General features: G+C 61.2%; 14 protein-coding genes and 1 pseudogene. 10 read left to right on the top strand and 5 right to left on the bottom strand.

Translation table 11 applies throughout. From position 1 onward, the window contains the following. Positions 1-104: 104 nt before the first annotated feature. Positions 105-1076 carry a DnaJ C-terminal domain-containing protein gene (locus ASG47_RS05470; RefSeq protein ID WP_061907725.1) on the bottom strand — a complete coding sequence of 324 codons (972 nt, stop codon included), beginning with the start codon at positions 1074-1076 and terminating at the stop codon, positions 105-107. A gap of 113 nt (positions 1077-1189) precedes the next feature. Between ASG47_RS05470 and pdxH the strand changes: the two genes are divergently transcribed. Together pdxH and ASG47_RS05480 are read left to right on the top strand one after the other, a co-directional pair. Further along, on the top strand, positions 1190-1819 hold the full coding sequence (gene pdxH, locus ASG47_RS05475; protein ID WP_061908074.1) for a pyridoxamine 5'-phosphate oxidase: 630 nt from the start codon (positions 1190-1192) through the stop codon (positions 1817-1819). A gap of 77 nt (positions 1820-1896) precedes the next feature. Further along, positions 1897-2715, top strand: coding sequence for a DUF1499 domain-containing protein (locus tag ASG47_RS05480; RefSeq protein ID WP_156463999.1), 819 nt, complete (start codon positions 1897-1899; stop codon positions 2713-2715). Positions 2716-2718: 3 nt separating this feature from the next. Here the strand turns inward: ASG47_RS05480 and ASG47_RS05485 are convergent. From ASG47_RS05485 to glpD, 3 genes and pseudogenes are all read right to left on the bottom strand, one after another. Beyond that, a pseudogene (locus tag ASG47_RS05485) lies at positions 2719-3033 on the bottom strand (alkylphosphonate utilization protein); the annotation flags it as partial. Between the two features lie 19 nt (positions 3034-3052). Next, on the bottom strand, positions 3053-4540 hold the full coding sequence (gene glpK, locus ASG47_RS05490) for a glycerol kinase GlpK (protein ID WP_061907728.1): 1488 nt from the start codon (positions 4538-4540) through the stop codon (positions 3053-3055). Between the two features lie 51 nt (positions 4541-4591). Then, a complete protein-coding gene (gene glpD, locus ASG47_RS05495) occupies positions 4592-6079 on the bottom strand; it encodes a glycerol-3-phosphate dehydrogenase (protein ID WP_061908075.1) in 1488 nt (495 codons plus the stop codon). 164 nt (positions 6080-6243) lie between these two features. Between glpD and ASG47_RS05500 the strand changes: the two genes are divergently transcribed. Then, positions 6244-7179 (top strand): AEC family transporter, encoded by a 936-nt coding sequence (locus tag ASG47_RS05500; RefSeq protein WP_061907729.1) that lies wholly within the window; start codon positions 6244-6246, stop codon positions 7177-7179. A gap of 160 nt (positions 7180-7339) precedes the next feature. On the opposite strand, the gene ASG47_RS05505 is transcribed toward ASG47_RS05500, so the two are convergent. Continuing rightward, positions 7340-8509: a M20 aminoacylase family protein gene (locus ASG47_RS05505; RefSeq protein ID WP_061907730.1), complete on the bottom strand. Its 1170-nt coding sequence runs from the start codon at positions 8507-8509 to the stop codon at positions 7340-7342. A 336-nt stretch (positions 8510-8845) separates the two neighbouring features. Between ASG47_RS05505 and ASG47_RS05510 the strand changes: the two genes are divergently transcribed. The 7 genes from ASG47_RS05510 to ASG47_RS05540 all read left to right on the top strand — a co-directional run bounded on the left by ASG47_RS05510 (position 8846) and on the right by ASG47_RS05540 (position 15721). Next, positions 8846-9604, top strand: a complete 759-nt coding sequence (locus tag ASG47_RS05510; RefSeq protein WP_061907731.1) for an electron transfer flavoprotein subunit beta/FixA family protein — start codon at positions 8846-8848, stop codon at positions 9602-9604. Then, positions 9604-10533 carry an electron transfer flavoprotein subunit alpha/FixB family protein gene (locus ASG47_RS05515; protein ID WP_061907732.1) on the top strand — a complete coding sequence of 310 codons (930 nt, stop codon included), beginning with the start codon at positions 9604-9606 and terminating at the stop codon, positions 10531-10533. Before ASG47_RS05510 ends, ASG47_RS05515 begins: the two co-directional genes overlap by 1 nt. A gap of 67 nt (positions 10534-10600) precedes the next feature. Then, positions 10601-11785 (top strand): aromatic amino acid transaminase, encoded by a 1185-nt coding sequence (locus ASG47_RS05520; RefSeq protein WP_061907733.1) that lies wholly within the window; start codon positions 10601-10603, stop codon positions 11783-11785. Between the two features lie 78 nt (positions 11786-11863). Further along, positions 11864-12517 (top strand): fructose-6-phosphate aldolase, encoded by a 654-nt coding sequence (gene fsa, locus ASG47_RS05525; protein ID WP_061907734.1) that lies wholly within the window; start codon positions 11864-11866, stop codon positions 12515-12517. Positions 12518-12618: 101 nt separating this feature from the next. After that, positions 12619-13683: an Mrp/NBP35 family ATP-binding protein gene (locus ASG47_RS05530; RefSeq protein WP_061908076.1), complete on the top strand. Its 1065-nt coding sequence runs from the start codon at positions 12619-12621 to the stop codon at positions 13681-13683. A gap of 101 nt (positions 13684-13784) precedes the next feature. Beyond that, the gene (locus tag ASG47_RS05535; RefSeq protein ID WP_061907735.1) at positions 13785-15098 is read left to right on the top strand and encodes a GH1 family beta-glucosidase; all 1314 of its coding nucleotides are present in this window, start codon (positions 13785-13787) and stop codon (positions 15096-15098) included. A 44-nt stretch (positions 15099-15142) separates the two neighbouring features. After that, the gene (locus ASG47_RS05540; protein WP_156464000.1) at positions 15143-15721 is read left to right on the top strand and encodes a UPF0149 family protein; all 579 of its coding nucleotides are present in this window, start codon (positions 15143-15145) and stop codon (positions 15719-15721) included. The last annotated feature ends 2 nt before the right edge of the window (positions 15722-15723 follow it).

A 15723-nucleotide genomic window follows, 5' to 3' on the forward strand; every position in this document is an offset into this window, starting at 1 on the left:
GAGAACGTCAAGGTCGCAGAGCGACACCTCTCCCTCAGGGGGAGAGGTCGACGCGAAGCGGCGGGTGAGGGGGCCTTCCTGAGCCACCCGCCACCCCAAAATCCCTAATCCCGAACCTTATAAGGCTTCTGATCCCGCATGAATCGTGCGAGCGCCTCAAGGTCCGGATCCCCGCCCGGCGGCAAGACCACCCGCAGGTTCACATAGAGATCGCTATCGCCATAAAGCCCCTTGTTCTTGAGGCGCAGCGCTTTCGCCGTATCCACCCCGGGCGGCAAGTTCAGTTCCACCGAACCATCGAGCGTCGGCACGCGCACCTTGGCCCCAAGCACCGCTTCATAAAGCGTGATCGACACATCGGTGCGCAGATCGTTCCCGTCGCGGCGGAACACCTTTGATTTCTCAAAGCGCACTGTGACCAGCGCATCGCCCGGCTCGCCAAAGGCGTTCGGCGTGCCCTGGCCCTTGAGGCGGATCTGCTGGCCTTCCTCGACCTTTTCGGGAAGCTTTACCGACAGCATCTTGCCCGTCGGCATGCGCACCGGCACCGAAGCCGCCTTATGCGCATCTTCGAGTGAAACGGCGACGGTCACGACGACATCGTCGCCCTTCATCCGCGCTTGCGCACCGGCCCCTGCGCCGCCAGCACCCATGCCGCCTGCAAACGGGTCCCATTGTGCGCCGCCGGCGCCCGGTCTTGCGCCGCCCGCCCCATTACGGGGCTGGCCACCGAAGCCGCTCATGAATTCCTTCAAGATGTCTTCGGCTGAAAAGCCTCCCGCGCCACCGGCACCGGGCCGTGCGCCGCGCGCGCCGCCGCCAAATCCGCCATTGCCGAAGCCGGCAAAGCGCGGATTGCCGTCGCCATCGATCTCGCCGCGGTCGAATTGGCCGCGCTTTTCGGTGTCGTTCAACAGGTCATAGGCATGGGTCGCCTCGGCGAACTTGTTGTGCGCCGAAGGATCATCCGGGTTCTGGTCGGGGTGATATTTCTTGGCCAGCTTGCGATAGGCGGACTTGATGTCCTTCTCGCTTGCGGACCGCGGCACCCCAAGCACGGTGTAAGGATCGCGCATTTGGTCCAATCTGTCTGGGTCGGGCGTTGCTTCGCCCACAATTGCAGTCCTATATGGCGACGCCCCATGGCCTTGTCCAGTTTTGCGGGGCGCAAAAGCGCGGGAATATGACGATGTTGCAGACGCTCACCGAACGCCTTTTCGATGATGGCAATCGCGAGGACCTCGATCCCTTTGCCGTTTTCGAGGAATGGTTTGCTTTGGCGCAGGAAAGCGAACCCAACGATCCCCACGCCATGGCCATTGCCAGCGCCGATACCGATGGCCTGCCCGATGTGCGCATGGTGCTGCTCAATGCGCGCGACGAGCGCGGCTTTTGCTTCTTCACCAATTTCGGTTCCGACAAGGGAAGGCAATTGCAGGCCAATCCCAAGGCGGCCGCCGTCTTTCACTGGAAGTCGCTGCGCCGCCAGATCCGCCTCCGTGGCCCAGTCGAAGTCGTCAGCCCGGCTGAAGCCGACGCTTATTTCGCCTCCCGCCATCGCGGCAGCCAGATCGCCTCGGCCGCCTCGCTGCAATCCCGTCCGCTCGAAAACCGCGCTACGCTCGAAAGCCGCGTCGAAGCGCTGACCGCCGAAATCGGCGATGGCCCCGTCATCCGCCCCGATCATTGGTCCGGCTTCCGCATCAAGCCGCTGATGATGGAATTTTGGAAGGACGGCCAATACCGCCTCCACGATCGCGTCCGCTTTACCCGCGAAGCCGTCGACGGAACCTGGCAGAGCAATCGGCTTTATCCCTGATAGTGGGAAGCCGTTCCGTTCAGGGTCGCGAAACACCTTTGCCGTAAACATAGCGCCAGCAAGGGAATGGCCTCTTCGTGCGCATATTGATCAGAACGTCGAAAACGGCAATCTGGGCTCGCCGCTTGGGCAGCCTTGCCATTCCGCTCGTCGTGCTGCCGGTGGCTATGCACCATCTGGGCCTGATCGATTCCCCGAGCTTTCTGATCGTCATGATGGCGGCGCTGGCGGTTTCGGCGCTGGCGGTGCTCGTCGCCGTTTTGGCGCTGATCCGGCTGTGGTTTTCCGGCGATCAGGGTTGGATGAAGGCGCTGTCGGGCCTCTTCCTCGGGCTCATCTGCCTCGCGCCTTTCGGCTACTATGGCTATCTCGCCTATCGCTATCCGCCGGTCACCGATATCGCGACCGTGGCGCGCGGCGAACTGCCGCTGCTATTCCTGCCCGATACGGCAAAAATGCCGCCGCCCATCCTCCTCACTCCGGACGATCAGGCCCGCATCTTCCCCAATGCGACGACGCGCACCTATCCGCTCGATGTCACCCAGCTCTTCGGCATCGTCGACAAACTCGCCATCGCCCAGGGCTGGGACATCCGCCGCAAGGTCGAGCCGACAGCCGACGCGCCTGGCCGCATCAATGCACGGATCACGACCATTCCCGGCTGGCGCGAAGAAGCGGTTCTTCGTGTGTCCTCAACGCCCGGCGGCGCCAGCGTCGATATGCGCTCGGCCTCGATCAATGCGCCGCACGATTTCGGCTCGAATGGCTCGCGCATCGAAGATTTCATGATCGCGCTCGATAATGAAGTCACGACGCTTCTGCGCGATAACCCAACCGCTAATCAGCCGACGCCCGCCGATGACGACGAGCCCGCGCCCGCCGTCGAGGGCGAATAAGGTCTAGCGCTTGCGCACGAATTCGGTGCGGAGGACCAGGCCCTTGATCGCGTCATGGCGGCAATCGATTTCTTCGGGATTGTCAGTCAGCCGGATCGATTTGATCACCGTGCCCTGTTTCAGTGTCTGCCCGGCGCCCTTGACCTTGAGGTCCTTGATCAGCACCACGGCATCGCCATCGGCGAGCACGGTGCCCGACGCATCGCGCACCACGGCCGGGCCCGCCGCAGCAGAACTCACCTCCGAAGCCGGCCGCCATTCGCCTGTCGCTTCGTCATAGATATAGTCGTCATTGTCTTGGGTCATGCCCGGCCTATGGCATTTCGGTGCCGCCCTATCAAGCGGTCAGCACCCGCCGCACCGCATCGTCCCAGCCGGCCACCTTGGCGTCGCGCTCCGCGGCATCCATTTCCGGCTCAAAGCGCTGGTCCCGCGCCCAGCTTGCCGCAAATTCATCCATGCCCGGCCAAACACCGGCCTTCATCCCCGCAAGCCATGCCGCACCCAGCGCCGTCGTTTCCAAAATCGTTGGCCGATCGACCGGTGCATCGAGCACATCGGCGAGAAACTGCATGGTCCAGTCCGAAGCGACCATCCCGCCATCGACGCGCAGCACGGTTTCTTCGTCCGCCGTCCAATCCTTGCGCATGGCTTGAAGCAAGTCCCGCGTCTGGTAGCAAACCGCTTCGAGCGCCGCGCGGGCAATCTCGGCCGGCCCGGTATTGCGGGTAATCCCAAAAATCGCGCCCCGTGCCTCGGCATCCCACCAGGGCGCCCCAAGCCCGACAAAGGCTGGCACCATATAGACGTGCTGCGAGGGATCCGCCGTCCGCGCCAGCGGCCCGGTTTCGCTCGCGTTCTTGACCAGCTTCAACCCATCGCGGATCCACTGCACCGCCGCGCCCGCAATGAAAATCGAGCCTTCCAGCGCATAAGTGGTCTCGCCATCGAGCCGATAGGCGATGGTTGTCAGCAGCCGGTTTGCCGACCGCACCATGTCTTTGCCGGTATTGAGCACCGCAAAGCAGCCCGTGCCATAGGTCGATTTGACCATGCCCGGCTCGAAACAGGCCTGCCCGATCGTCGCCGCATGCTGATCGCCCGCCACCCCGAGAATCGGGATTTCCGCGCCCAGCAGCGCCTTGTCCGTCACGCCGAAATCATCGGCGCAATCCTTCACCTCCGGCAACAGCGCTGCCGGCACGCCCAGGATATCGAGCAGTTCATCAGCCCACTGATTGCGCCCGATATCGAACATCAGCGTCCGCGCCGCATTGGTCGCGTCGGTCGCATGCATCTTGCCCCCTGTCAGGCGCCAGATAAGGAACGTGTCGACCGTGCCAAAAGCCAGCTTACCAGCCTCCGCCTTTTCCCGCGCCCCATCGACATGCTCGAGCAGCCATTTGACCTTGGTGCCGGAAAAATAGGGGTCGAGCAGCAGACCGGTCCGCTCGGTAAACAGCGCCTCATGCCCCGCATTGCGCAAATCCGCACAGATCGCGGAGGTGCGCCGGTCCTGCCAGACCACGGCATTATGGATAGGCTTGCCCGTCTCTCGGTCCCAGATCACCACCGTCTCGCGCTGATTGGTAATGCCAATCGCCGCGATCGTATCCGCGCCGATCTTGGCCTCGCTCAGCGCCGTCTTGATCGACCACAGCACAGACTCCCAGATTTCCTCCGGGTCATGCTCTACCCAGCCATCCTGCGGAAAGATCTGCGTAAATTCCTTCTGGCCAACGCCGACAATTTTTCGCGCGCCGTCGAATACGATAGCCCGGCTCGACGTCGTGCCCTGGTCGATGGCTAGAATGAATTTGGTCACGCTCGTCTCCTCTCGCGAAGCTCTCTTGGCTTCTTGCTTTGCCGCAATCCCTCAGGCAGCCAAATACTCTTCCAGCTTACCCGCAGCCTCGCCGTCAACCCTCAGCCCCAGCTTCGTCCGCCGCCAGAGCACGTCCTCCGCTTTCCGCGCCCATTCGTGCTCGACGAGATAATCGACCTCCGCCGCATAAAGGTCAGCCCCAAAATGCTGCCCGAGTTCGGCAGTGGTCTTGCGGTCCGCCAGCAAAATCCGCGCCTTGGTTCCATAAAGCCGCATCAACCGCCGCAAGAATGGTTTCGGCAGGTCGGGATAATCGAGCCCCAGCCGGCGCACTTCTGCGTCAAAACTCTGCGGCCCGAAGTCGCCGCCGGGCAGGGTGCTTTTCTTGGTCCAGGCCGGGCGCTTCTTGCCCAGGACATCTTCGATCTTTTCAAGGACCGATTCCGCCAGCCGCCGCGAGGTCGTCAGCTTGCCGCCAAAGACGTTGATCACCGCGCCCGTCGCCTTGTCGCCCTCGGTCTTGAGCACATAATCGCGCGTCGCTTCCTGCGCTTCGCTGGCGCCATCGTCGAACAGCGGCCGCACGCCCGAATAGGTCCAGACGATCTGGTCCCTGGTCACTGGCTGCGCGAAATATTCGCTCGCCGCCGAGAGCAGGTAATCGGTCTCCTCGGCCGAGATTTTCACATCCTTCGGATCGCCCTTATAATCGCGGTCCGTCGTGCCGATCAGGGTGAAATCGTCCTGATAGGGAATGGCGAAAATGATCCGCCCATCGCCATTCTGGAAAATGTAGCAGCGGTCGTGATCATAGAGTTTTTTGACGACGATATGGCTGCCCTGAACCAGCCGCACATTATGCGCGCCGTTCTTGCCCATGACGCCATTGATGACGCTATCGACCCATGGACCCGCCGCGTTGACGATCATTTTCGCGCGCACGGTCTGCATGCCATCTTCGCCATCGAGCACGATAGTCCAGGCGCCGTCCTCGCGCCGCGCGCTCGTCACCTTGGTGCGCGCATAGACCTTGGCGCCGCGATCGGCCGCGTCGCGCACATTGAGCACCACGAAGCGTGCATCGTCGACCCAGCAATCGGAATATTCAAAGCCCAGGCGATAGCCGGGTTTCAGCGGTTTGCCCGTCGCATCTCGCGTCAGGTCGAGCGTCTTGGTCGGCGGCAAAAGCTTACGCCCGCCCATATAATCATACATCGCAAGGCCCGTGCGCAGCACGAAGGCAGGCCGCAATCCCTTGTGGTGCGGCAGCACGAAACGGAGCGGCCAGATGATGTGCGGCGCCGCAGCCCAGAGGATTTCGCGCTCGGCCAGCGCTTCATGCACGAGCCGGAATTCATAATGCTCGAGATAGCGCAATCCGCCATGAATGAGCTTGGTCGCCGCCGAGCTGGTGCCCGAGGCAAAATCGTTCATTTCCGCGAGGCCAACGGTATAGCCGCGCCCGACCGCATCGCGCGCCACGCTCGCCCCATTGACGCCGCCGCCGATGACGAACAGATCCAGCACCGCTTCACTCATGGCCATCTCCTGCATTATGTTTCGTATATAGTGCTTTTGCTTTCGTTTTAAAACCGAAATTGGTTCGCTTTAACCTGTGAAACTTCCATACAAGTTCGCAGTTGACCCGGGGATTTTGGGAGCGTACGGCTCGCCCAATCCCTGCGCCAGGATCGGCTGGACGAATGCTCGACATCATCTATGTGATCCTGCCCATTTTCGCGTTGATGGCCCTTGGCTATATCGCGGTCTTGCGTCGCCTTTACCCGGCTGAAGGCGTCAAAAGCCTGATCGCTTTCGTGAACAATTTTGCGACACCCTGCCTACTCTTCCACTCGATTTCGACCAGCGATTTCCGCTCGGCCTTCAATCTCTCGATAATCGGGCCGTTCTACCTCGGCGCCTTCGTCTGCTTTGCGCTCGGCATCCTCATCGCCCGTCGCGGCTTCAACAATCGCCCTGGCGAAAGCGTCGCCGTCGGTTTCTCGGGCACCTTTACCAATACCGTGCTCGTCGGCCTCCCCATCATCACCCGCGCCTATGGCTCCGACGCGCTGCCCGTCATCCTCTCCATCATCGGCCTCCATGGCGCGATCCTCCTCACGCTCGGCATGGTCACGATGGAATTGGTGAAGCGCGATGGCCAGCCGCTCGGGAAGACGCTCCTCGTCGCCATGCGCCGCGTCGTTTCCAATCCGCTGATCTGGGGCATTGCTGCGGGGATCATCGGTTCACTGCTTGAAATCCAGCTCATCGAGCCGGCCGAAGCCTTCTTCGTCATGATGAGCCAGGCCGTCGTTCCTGCCGCCCTTTTCGGTATCGGCGGCGCGCTGGTCGAATTCAAGCTCTCGGAAAACTGGAAGCAGGCGCTCGTCGCCTCGCTGATCAAACTGATCATCCACCCCGCCATCGCCTATGTGCTGATGATCTGGGTTTTGCACGTCCCCATGGACATCGCCCGCTACGGCATCTTGCTTTCCGCCATGCCGGCCGGGGTGAACATCTACGTCTTCGCCACCTATTACGATCGTGGCGTCAGCGTCGCGACCAACACGATCCTCATCGCCACGGTACTCTCGGCGCTGACGATTTCGGGATGGCTGTTTATTCTGGCGCTGTGAGGTTAGTCAAAACACCCCCTCCCAGCCTCCCCCATCAAGGGGGAGGTGCCGACCTGTGAAACTGGCCAGATCGCGCCCCAAAACTCGATCCACCACCTCCCCCTAGATGGGGGAGGATGGGGGGAGGGCCACAAACGCGAGCTAAAGTGCTCGCGCGCTATCATCCCGCCTTCAGCGCCCGCTCCGCCAGCCTCACCCAATAGCTTGTCCCCACCGGGATCGCCTCGTCATTGAAATCATACGTATCCGTATGCAATTCCGAGGATTCCCCATTCCCGACGAAAATGTAGGCCCCCGGCCGCTCGTTGAGCATGAAGGAAAAATCTTCCCCGCCCATCGATGGCGCAACGTCGCGGTCCACCCGCTCCTCGCCCGAGATTTCCGCCGCGACGTCAGCCGCAAAACTCGCCTCGCGCTCCGAATTGACCGTCACCGGATAGCCGCGCGCATAGCGGATTTCCGCCGTTGCGCCAAAGGCGAGCGCGAGCTGCGGCACCATGTCGTTGAGCCGGGCCTCGATAAAGTCCTGCACTGCGCCATCGAGCGTGCGCACCGTGCCGGTGATCTTGGCGGTCTGGGAAATCACATTGTCCGCTTCGCCCGCCTCGATCATCGTCACGCTCAAAACGGCATTATCGAGCGGGTCGAGATTGCGGGAGACGATCGTCTGCAGCGCCGTTACCAATTGCGCAGCAACGATGATCGGATCGATCGTCTGCTGCGGACGCGCCGCATGCCCGCCTTGGCCGGTGATGGTGATGTAAAAGCGATCCGTCGCGGCCATGATGCCGCCGGCGCGAATGCCGAAATGTCCGACCGGCATGCCCGGCCAATTGTGCATCCCATAGACTTCGGCAATGTCGAATTTTTCGATCAGCCCGTCCTCGATCATCACCTTGCCGCCACCGCCGCCCTCTTCGGCCGGCTGGAAGATCACCGCGACGCGCCCGTCAAAATTCCGCGTTTCGGCGAGATATTTCGCGGCGCCCAAGAGCATCGCGGTGTGCCCATCATGTCCGCAGGCATGCATCTTGCCCGGAATGGTCGAGGCATAGGCAGCGCCGGTCTGCTCGGTGACGGTCAGCGCATCCATGTCGGCGCGCAGCCCAATAGTCCTACCGCTTGTATTGGTTCGGCCATTGATGATGCCGACAACGCCGGTGCGCCCGAGCCCGGTGACGATCTCGTCGACCCCGAACGCTTTGAGCTTTTCCGCAACGATCCCCGCCGTGCGGTGCACATCGAACAGCACTTCCGGATGCGCATGCAGATCCCTCCGCCAGGCGGTGATCTCGTCATGAAATTCGGCAATGCGGTTGAGGATAGGCATAAGACGTCCAGAACAATAAACGATGCGACAGTGTCTCTGCCCCAAGGATTGGCGTCAACCACTGTTCCAGTACGAAACGAACGCCCCCTCATCCGGCGCTTAGCGCCACCTTCTCCCCGAGTGGGAGAAGAATAAGAGGCGCCTCTTTCTATTCCTCTCCCACTTGGGGAGAGGGTGGATCGGGCAAAGCCCGAGACGGGTGAGGGGGCCCAGCCTCGCAAAACCCCTCAGGCACCCCTTTCTAACATTCCCTCCACTACCGAACCGAATTTTCCCATCCGCGCCTTGCCCCATTCGCCCCTTTTTGTCATTGAACCGGCAACTTCGGAGCCGCTCATGAAAATCCTCGTCGCCGTCAAGCGCGTGGTCGACCACAATGTCCGCATCCGCGTCCGTCCCGATGGCACCGGTGTCGAAACCACTGGCGTCCGCATGTCGATGAACCCTTTCTGCAAGCACGCGGTCGAAGCCGCCGTGCAGCTCGCGGAAAAAGGCGATGTCAGCGAAATCGTCATCGTCTCGATCGGCCCGAAACAGTCCAACGACGTTATCCTCACCGCCCTTGCCATGGGCGCCCGCCGCGGCATTCTCATCGAAACCGATGCCGCGCTCGAAACGCTGACCATTGCAAAGCTGCTTGCCAAGGTTGTTTCCGAAGAGCAGCCCGACTTGATCCTTCTCGGCAAGCAGGCCGTCGATGATGACAGCAACCACGTCGGCCAGATGCTCGCGGCCCTGACCAACCGCCCGCAAGCGACCTTCGCCTCCCAAATCGTCGTCAAGGGCGCCGAACTGGAAGTCACACGCGAAGTCGACTATGGCCGCGAGACCATTTCCGTGCCGCTGCCGGCCGTCGTCACCGCCGACCTCCGCCTCAACACCCCGCGCAATGCCGCACTGCCCATGGTGATGAAGGCGCGCTCAAAACCCCTCGCCGTGCGCCCCGCCACTGAATTCGGCGTCGACCTCGCCCCGCGCCTGAGAACAGAAAAGATATCCCCGCCCACTGAACGCGTTCCTGGCAAGACCGTGGGCTCGGTTTCCGACTTCGCCGCGGCCGTCGCCTCGGAAGTCAACGAGATGGAGGCGCTCTGATGTCGGTTCTCCTGCTTGCCGATCATGACAACGGCGTCCTCTCGCCCGCCACCGCCCGCCTCGTTGCCGCTTCGAGCGCGTTGGGCGTGGTGGACATTCTCGTCGTCGCCGAAAATCCCGCTTCCATTGCTGCGGAAGCTGCAAAAATCGCCGGCGTCCAGAAGGTGATCACCGTCACCGCCACCCCGATTGCCGAAACCATCACCAATTCGCTCGAGAACCTTGCTCAACGTTACCGGAATGTTGTCGCAAGTGCGTCCTCTGTGGGCAAGGATGTCATCCCGCGCCTAGCCGCCAAGCTCGATATTCAGCCGGTCACCGACGTCGTCGAAATCCTCAGCCCCAACCGTTTCACCCGCCCGATCTACGCCGGAAATGCCCTCGAAACCGTCGAAGATCCGCAGGCAACCCATCTCCTCACCTTCCGCGCTTCGGCGTTCCGCCCCGCCGCCTCTGGCAACACTGCGCCAGTGGAATCGTTAGATATTTCAGTGACTTCCGCTGCAAAATTCCTCGCCGCGCATCGCACCGATAGCGATACGCCCGACCTCGCGACCGCCCAGATCGTCATCGGCGGCGGCGTCTCGGTTGGCTCGGCAGAGGGCTTTCAACTCATTGAAAAGCTTGGCAAAACCCTCGGCGCCGCTGTCGGCGCCACCCGCGCAGCGGTCGATGCCGGCTATGCCCCCAACGATTGGCAGATCGGTCAGACCGGCAAGATCATCGCCCCCGATCTCTACATCGCCATCGGCATTTCCGGCGCGCTGCAGCACCTCGCCGGCATCCAGGGCGCCAAGAAAATCTTCGCCATCAATTCAGACCCCGAAGCCCCATTGGTGAAAATCGCCGATGTTGCGCTGATCGGTGATCTCTTTGAAATCGTTCCGCAATTGGTCACGGAACTCGAGCGTCTCGGCCTAAAGCGCTAGTCGCAAAAGATTGCAAAAATCCCCATTCCGCCTATAAAGGCGGCGCTTTCCCACCGGACTTCCAAAAATGTTCGAAACCCTCTCCAAGGCCCCAGGCGACAAGATTCTTGCGCTGATGGGCGAATATGCGGCCGACTCCCGTCCCACCAAGATCGACCTCGGCGTCGGTGTCTATAAGGACGAAAAAGGCGTGACCCCGGTCATGACCTCCGTGCGCAAAGCCGAAGAGAAAATCCTTTCGAACGAAAAAACAAAGACTTACCTCGGCATCGCCGGCAACAAGGGCTTTGGCACCGCGGTACTCGACCTTGTCCTTGGCGATAGCGTCGACCGTTCCCGCGTCCGCATCGCCCAGGCCCCCGGCGGCACCGGGTCGCTTTGGGTCCTGATGCAGCTGATCAATCGCGCTCGCCCCGGCGCCACGGTTTATGTCTCCGATCCGACCTGGGCCAACCACAATCCGATCGCGATCAATTCAGGCCTCAAGGTCGCGACCTATCCCTACTTCGACGCGGCAACCCGCGGTGTAAAATTCGACGAAATGCTTGCGGCGCTTGATAAATTGAGCGCTGGCGACGTCGTGCTGCTCCATGGCTGCTGCCACAACCCGACCGGCGCGAACCTCACAGATGCGCAGTGGGATCAGGTCGCCGACAGCCTCAAGCGCACCGGCGCTCTGCCGTTCGTCGATCTCGCCTATCTCGGCTTTGGCGATGGCATCGAAGCCGATGCCTATGGCACGCGCAAAATCTTATCCACGGTCCCTGAGGCTCTGGTAGCATTCTCGGGCTCGAAGAATTTCGGGCTTTATAGAGAGCGTGTCGGGGCCGCCATCCTCGTTGCCCGCAATGCCGAGGAAGCGGAAGTCACCAACTCCCAGCTTCTCAACATCATCCGCGGCGCCTATTCGCAGCCGCCCGATCATGGCGCGGAGATCATCCGCACCATTCTCGAAGACGCATCCCTGCGCGCCGAATGGGAAGCGGAATTGGCGATCATGCGTAACCGTATGATTTCATTGCGGAAAAAGCTGTCTGACGCGATCCGCGAACGCTCAAACTCGACCGATTTCGACTTCGTCGCCGAACATCGCGGCATGTTTTCGCTGCTTGGCCTGACCAATGATGCCGTCGAACATCTTAAGGCCGGAAATGGCGTCTATATGACTGGAGACAGTCGCATCAATGTTGCCGGCATCCCGGAAGATCGCGTCGGCGATCTCGCCGATGCTTTTCTTGGCGCGCTGCGCTGAGCACGGCTTGCGGCGCCCAGCCGCCATGGACTAGCATTCGGCTAACTCGCCGGAATTGAACGCTTTTAGGAGGGAACGATGAAGTTCTTCGTCGACACTGCAGATACCGCCGCCATCAAGGAACTCAACGAAGCCGGGCTCATCAATGGTGTGACCACCAACCCGTCGCTGATCGCCAAGTCCGGCCGCGACTTCAAGGAAGTGATCAAGGAAATCTGCGGCATCACGCCTGATCCGGTCTCCGCCGAAGTCGCCAGCCTTGAATTCGACGGCATGATCGCCGAAGGCGAGCACCTCGCCAAGATCGCCTCCAACGTTGTGGTCAAGTTGCCGCTGACCCTTAACGGCTTGAAAGCCACCAAGTATTTCAAGGACAAGGGCATCAAGACCAACGTCACGCTCTGCTTCTCGGCCAATCAGGCCCTGCTCGCAGCCAAGGCCGGCGCCACCTATATCTCGCCCTTCCTCGGCCGTCTCGACGACATCAACCTCGATGGCGTCCAACTGATCGAAGACATCCGCACCATCTACGACAACTATCAGTTCGAGACGCAGATTCTTGCCGCCTCGATCCGCACGCCCAACCATGTGACCCAGGTTGCCCTGGTTGGCGCCGATGTCGCGACCATCCCGCCTGACGTGATCAAGAAGCTCGTCAACCACCCGCTGACCAATGCCGGCATCGAAGGCTTCGTCAAGGATTGGGCCGGTACCGGCCAGTCGATCCTCTAGAGGCGACTAATCCATTGATTGACTGCGGAAATTTTCTGCGGTCGCGCTTCAAGACCTCGCCCGCGCACCGCTTGGGTGGGGTTTTTCTTTTGGGGACCAAGATGGCCGATACCGAACTCGCCGCCCAGATCAAGGCTGCCCTTGCCAATGTGGACATCCCCGGCGGCGGTGATCTCGCAAGCTATTCCGGCCTCTCCGAAATCATCGTCACCCCCAGCGCCGTCGCCTTTGCTGTCGCCGTAAAGCCCGGCATGGAAGCGGCCTTCGGGCCGGTCCGCGATGCCGCCCTGACCGCCGCAAAGACCCGATCCGGCGAACGCAAGGTAATGGTCTCCATCACCTCCGAAAAGCAGAATACGCCCAAATTCTCGCATGGTTCGCCACAGCCGCAAGGCAAGACGCGGGTTGATGGCGTGAGCCGCATCATCGCGGTCGGCTCGGGCAAGGGCGGCGTCGGCAAATCCACCACCTCGGTCAATTTGGCTCTCTCGCTTGCCGCCGAAGGCCTCAAGGTCGGCATGCTCGACGCCGATCTCTACGGTCCCTCGGTCCCCAAACTGCTGGGGATAGAGGGCCGCACGGCTCTGCGCGACGACGGTATTTTCCGGCCCCACGAAGCCTTTGGCCTCAAAGTCATGTCGATCGGCTCTATGCTTGTGCCCGGCCAAGCCGTCGTCTGGCGCGGCCCCATGGCCACCTCCGGCCTTCGGCAGCTGCTGCGCGAAACAGACTGGGGCGATCTCGACGTTCTCGTCATCGACCTGCCGCCGGGCACTGGCGACATTCATATCGGCCTTTTCCAGCAGACGATCGTCGATGGCGTGGTCATCGTCTCGACCCCGCAGGACCTCGCCCTAATCGATGCGCAAAAGGCCATCGACATGTTGCGTCGCATGTCCGTACCGATCCTGGGGCTCATTGAAAACATGAGCTATTTCATCGCCCCCGACACCGGCAATCGCTACAATATCTTCGGCTCGGGCGGCGCCGAACGCGCCGCAGCGAACCTCGAAATCCCGTTCCTCGGCGCCGTGCCCCTCGTCATGTCGATCCGCGAAAACTCCGACGCCGGTGTACCCCCTTTGGTTGCCGAACCGGATGGAACAGAGGCTGGTGTCTATCGCCAGATTGCGCGGACCTTGATCGCCAAAGCACAGGCCATCTGACGCTGAAGATCGATGCAATCGATTTATGAAATCGATTGCATGGCATTTCCGAACCGGATATCCGAATTTTGGAACAGGCAGCAGGCCTGAGCGGAGGGGATATGTTCTCGATCGACCGGCGGGACTTTGGGTCCGATTTTACCTTTGGCGTGGCGACGGCGGCCTATCAGATCGAAGGCGGTCAACGCGATGGCCGCGGCTCCTCGATCTGGGATACCTTTGCTGCGACTGCAGGCAATGTGAAAAACGGCGATACGGGCCGCGACGCCTGCAACCACTATGAACTCTGGCCGCAGGATCTCGATCTGATCCGCGATGGCGGCTTCGGCGCTTATCGCTTTTCGTTCGCCTGGCCGCGGCTCATCCCCGAGGGCACGGGCGCCGTGAACCAGGCCGGTCTCGATTTCTACGATCGCCTGATCGACGGCATGCTTGAGCGCGACCTAAAGCCCTATGCGACGCTCTATCACTGGGACCTGCCGTCGACGCTGCAGGATCGCGGCGGCTGGATGAACCGCGATATCGCCAATTGGTTCGCCGATTATGCGACGCTGATCGGGGAAAAGTTTGGCGATCGGCTTGCCGCGACCGCGACGATCAATGAACCGTGGTGCGTCGCCTTTCTCAGCCACTATCTCGGCATCCACGCGCCGGGCTATCGCGATATGCGCGCGGCTGCCCGCGCCATGCACCATGTGCTTTATGCCCATGGCACGGCCATCGACGCCCTGCGCGCCACCGGCACAAAAAACCTCGGCATCGTGCTGAACCTTGAAAAATCCGAGCCTGCGACAGACAGCGAAGCCGATAAGGCCGCCTGCAATTTCGGCGATGCACTGTTCAATCGCTGGTATCTCGGCGGCGTGCTCAAGGGCCAGTATCCGAGCGAATTGACCGAGTGGCTCGCGCTGTATCTGCCCGCCAATTACCAGGCCGACATGGCCGTCGTGTCGCGTCCGCTCGATTGGCTGGGGATCAATTATTACACCCGCAGCCTCTATAAGGCGTCGAGCGATCCGAGCCGTCCTGTGGAGCAGGTAAAGGGAAATCTCGAACTCACCGATATCGGCTGGGAAATCTACCCCAAGGGCCTGTCCGACCTTCTGGTGCGCGTCTCCAACGAATATACCAAAATCCCGCTCTACGTGACCGAGAACGGCATGGCGGAAGTCGAAGGCGACGACGATCCGCGCCGCGTTCGCTATTATGATGAGCACCTGCAGGCCGTGCTTGCTGCGCGCAATGCTGGCGCCGATGTGCGCGGCTATTTCGCCTGGTCGTTGCTCGACAATTACGAATGGGCAGAGGGCTACGAAAAGCGCTTCGGCCTCGTTCATGTCGATTATGAAACGCAGCAGCGGACCCCCAAGGCGAGCTATCGCGCGTTCCAGGGCATGCTGCACAACACGCGCTAACCGTGTATGGTCCGCGCACTGAATTCCAAGCGCGGGCCTTTTTCATGTCTGAACTCGTCGATCTCCCCGAGTCCCTTTTGCGTCTCGATACTCTCCTGTCCGAGGCAGGCGACGAATCCATGTTGCTCACTGAGCTGGATGGGTTTTTGTGCGGGCTTGCCGTCGGGCCGGCGCAGATCGAGCGGTCAGAATGGTGGCCGTTCGATTGGCTTGCCGACGAGCGCGGCATGCTCAAGCCGGGCAATGAAGAGATCGAAAGCCTGATCTTCGCGCGCCAGGCCGAGATCGAAGCTGAACTGGCTTCAGATCAATATGCCCCGCTTTACGAAGTCGATGATGAAAGCGACGATATCGTCTGGGAAGCCTGGTTGGCGGGCTTTCAGCAGGCCATGTTCCTGCGCTTCGACGCCTGGGAAGAAATCCTTCGCGATACCGGCGATGATGCGCGTGGCGAAGCGGCCATGGGTCTTGCGACCGGGCTGATGCTGGCGCAGGGCGAGAACGTGCCCGACGACACCGCCGGCGATGAAGAATGGGCCGAATATGACGAAATGCGCGAGGCCATGCCTGAAGTGCTCGCCCAGGTCGCCGTGCTGCTTTATCGGCTGCACCGCCAAAACTAGGT

The organism is Devosia sp. Leaf420 (assembly GCF_001425445.1).
Classification (GTDB): Bacteria; Pseudomonadota; Alphaproteobacteria; order Rhizobiales; family Devosiaceae; genus Devosia.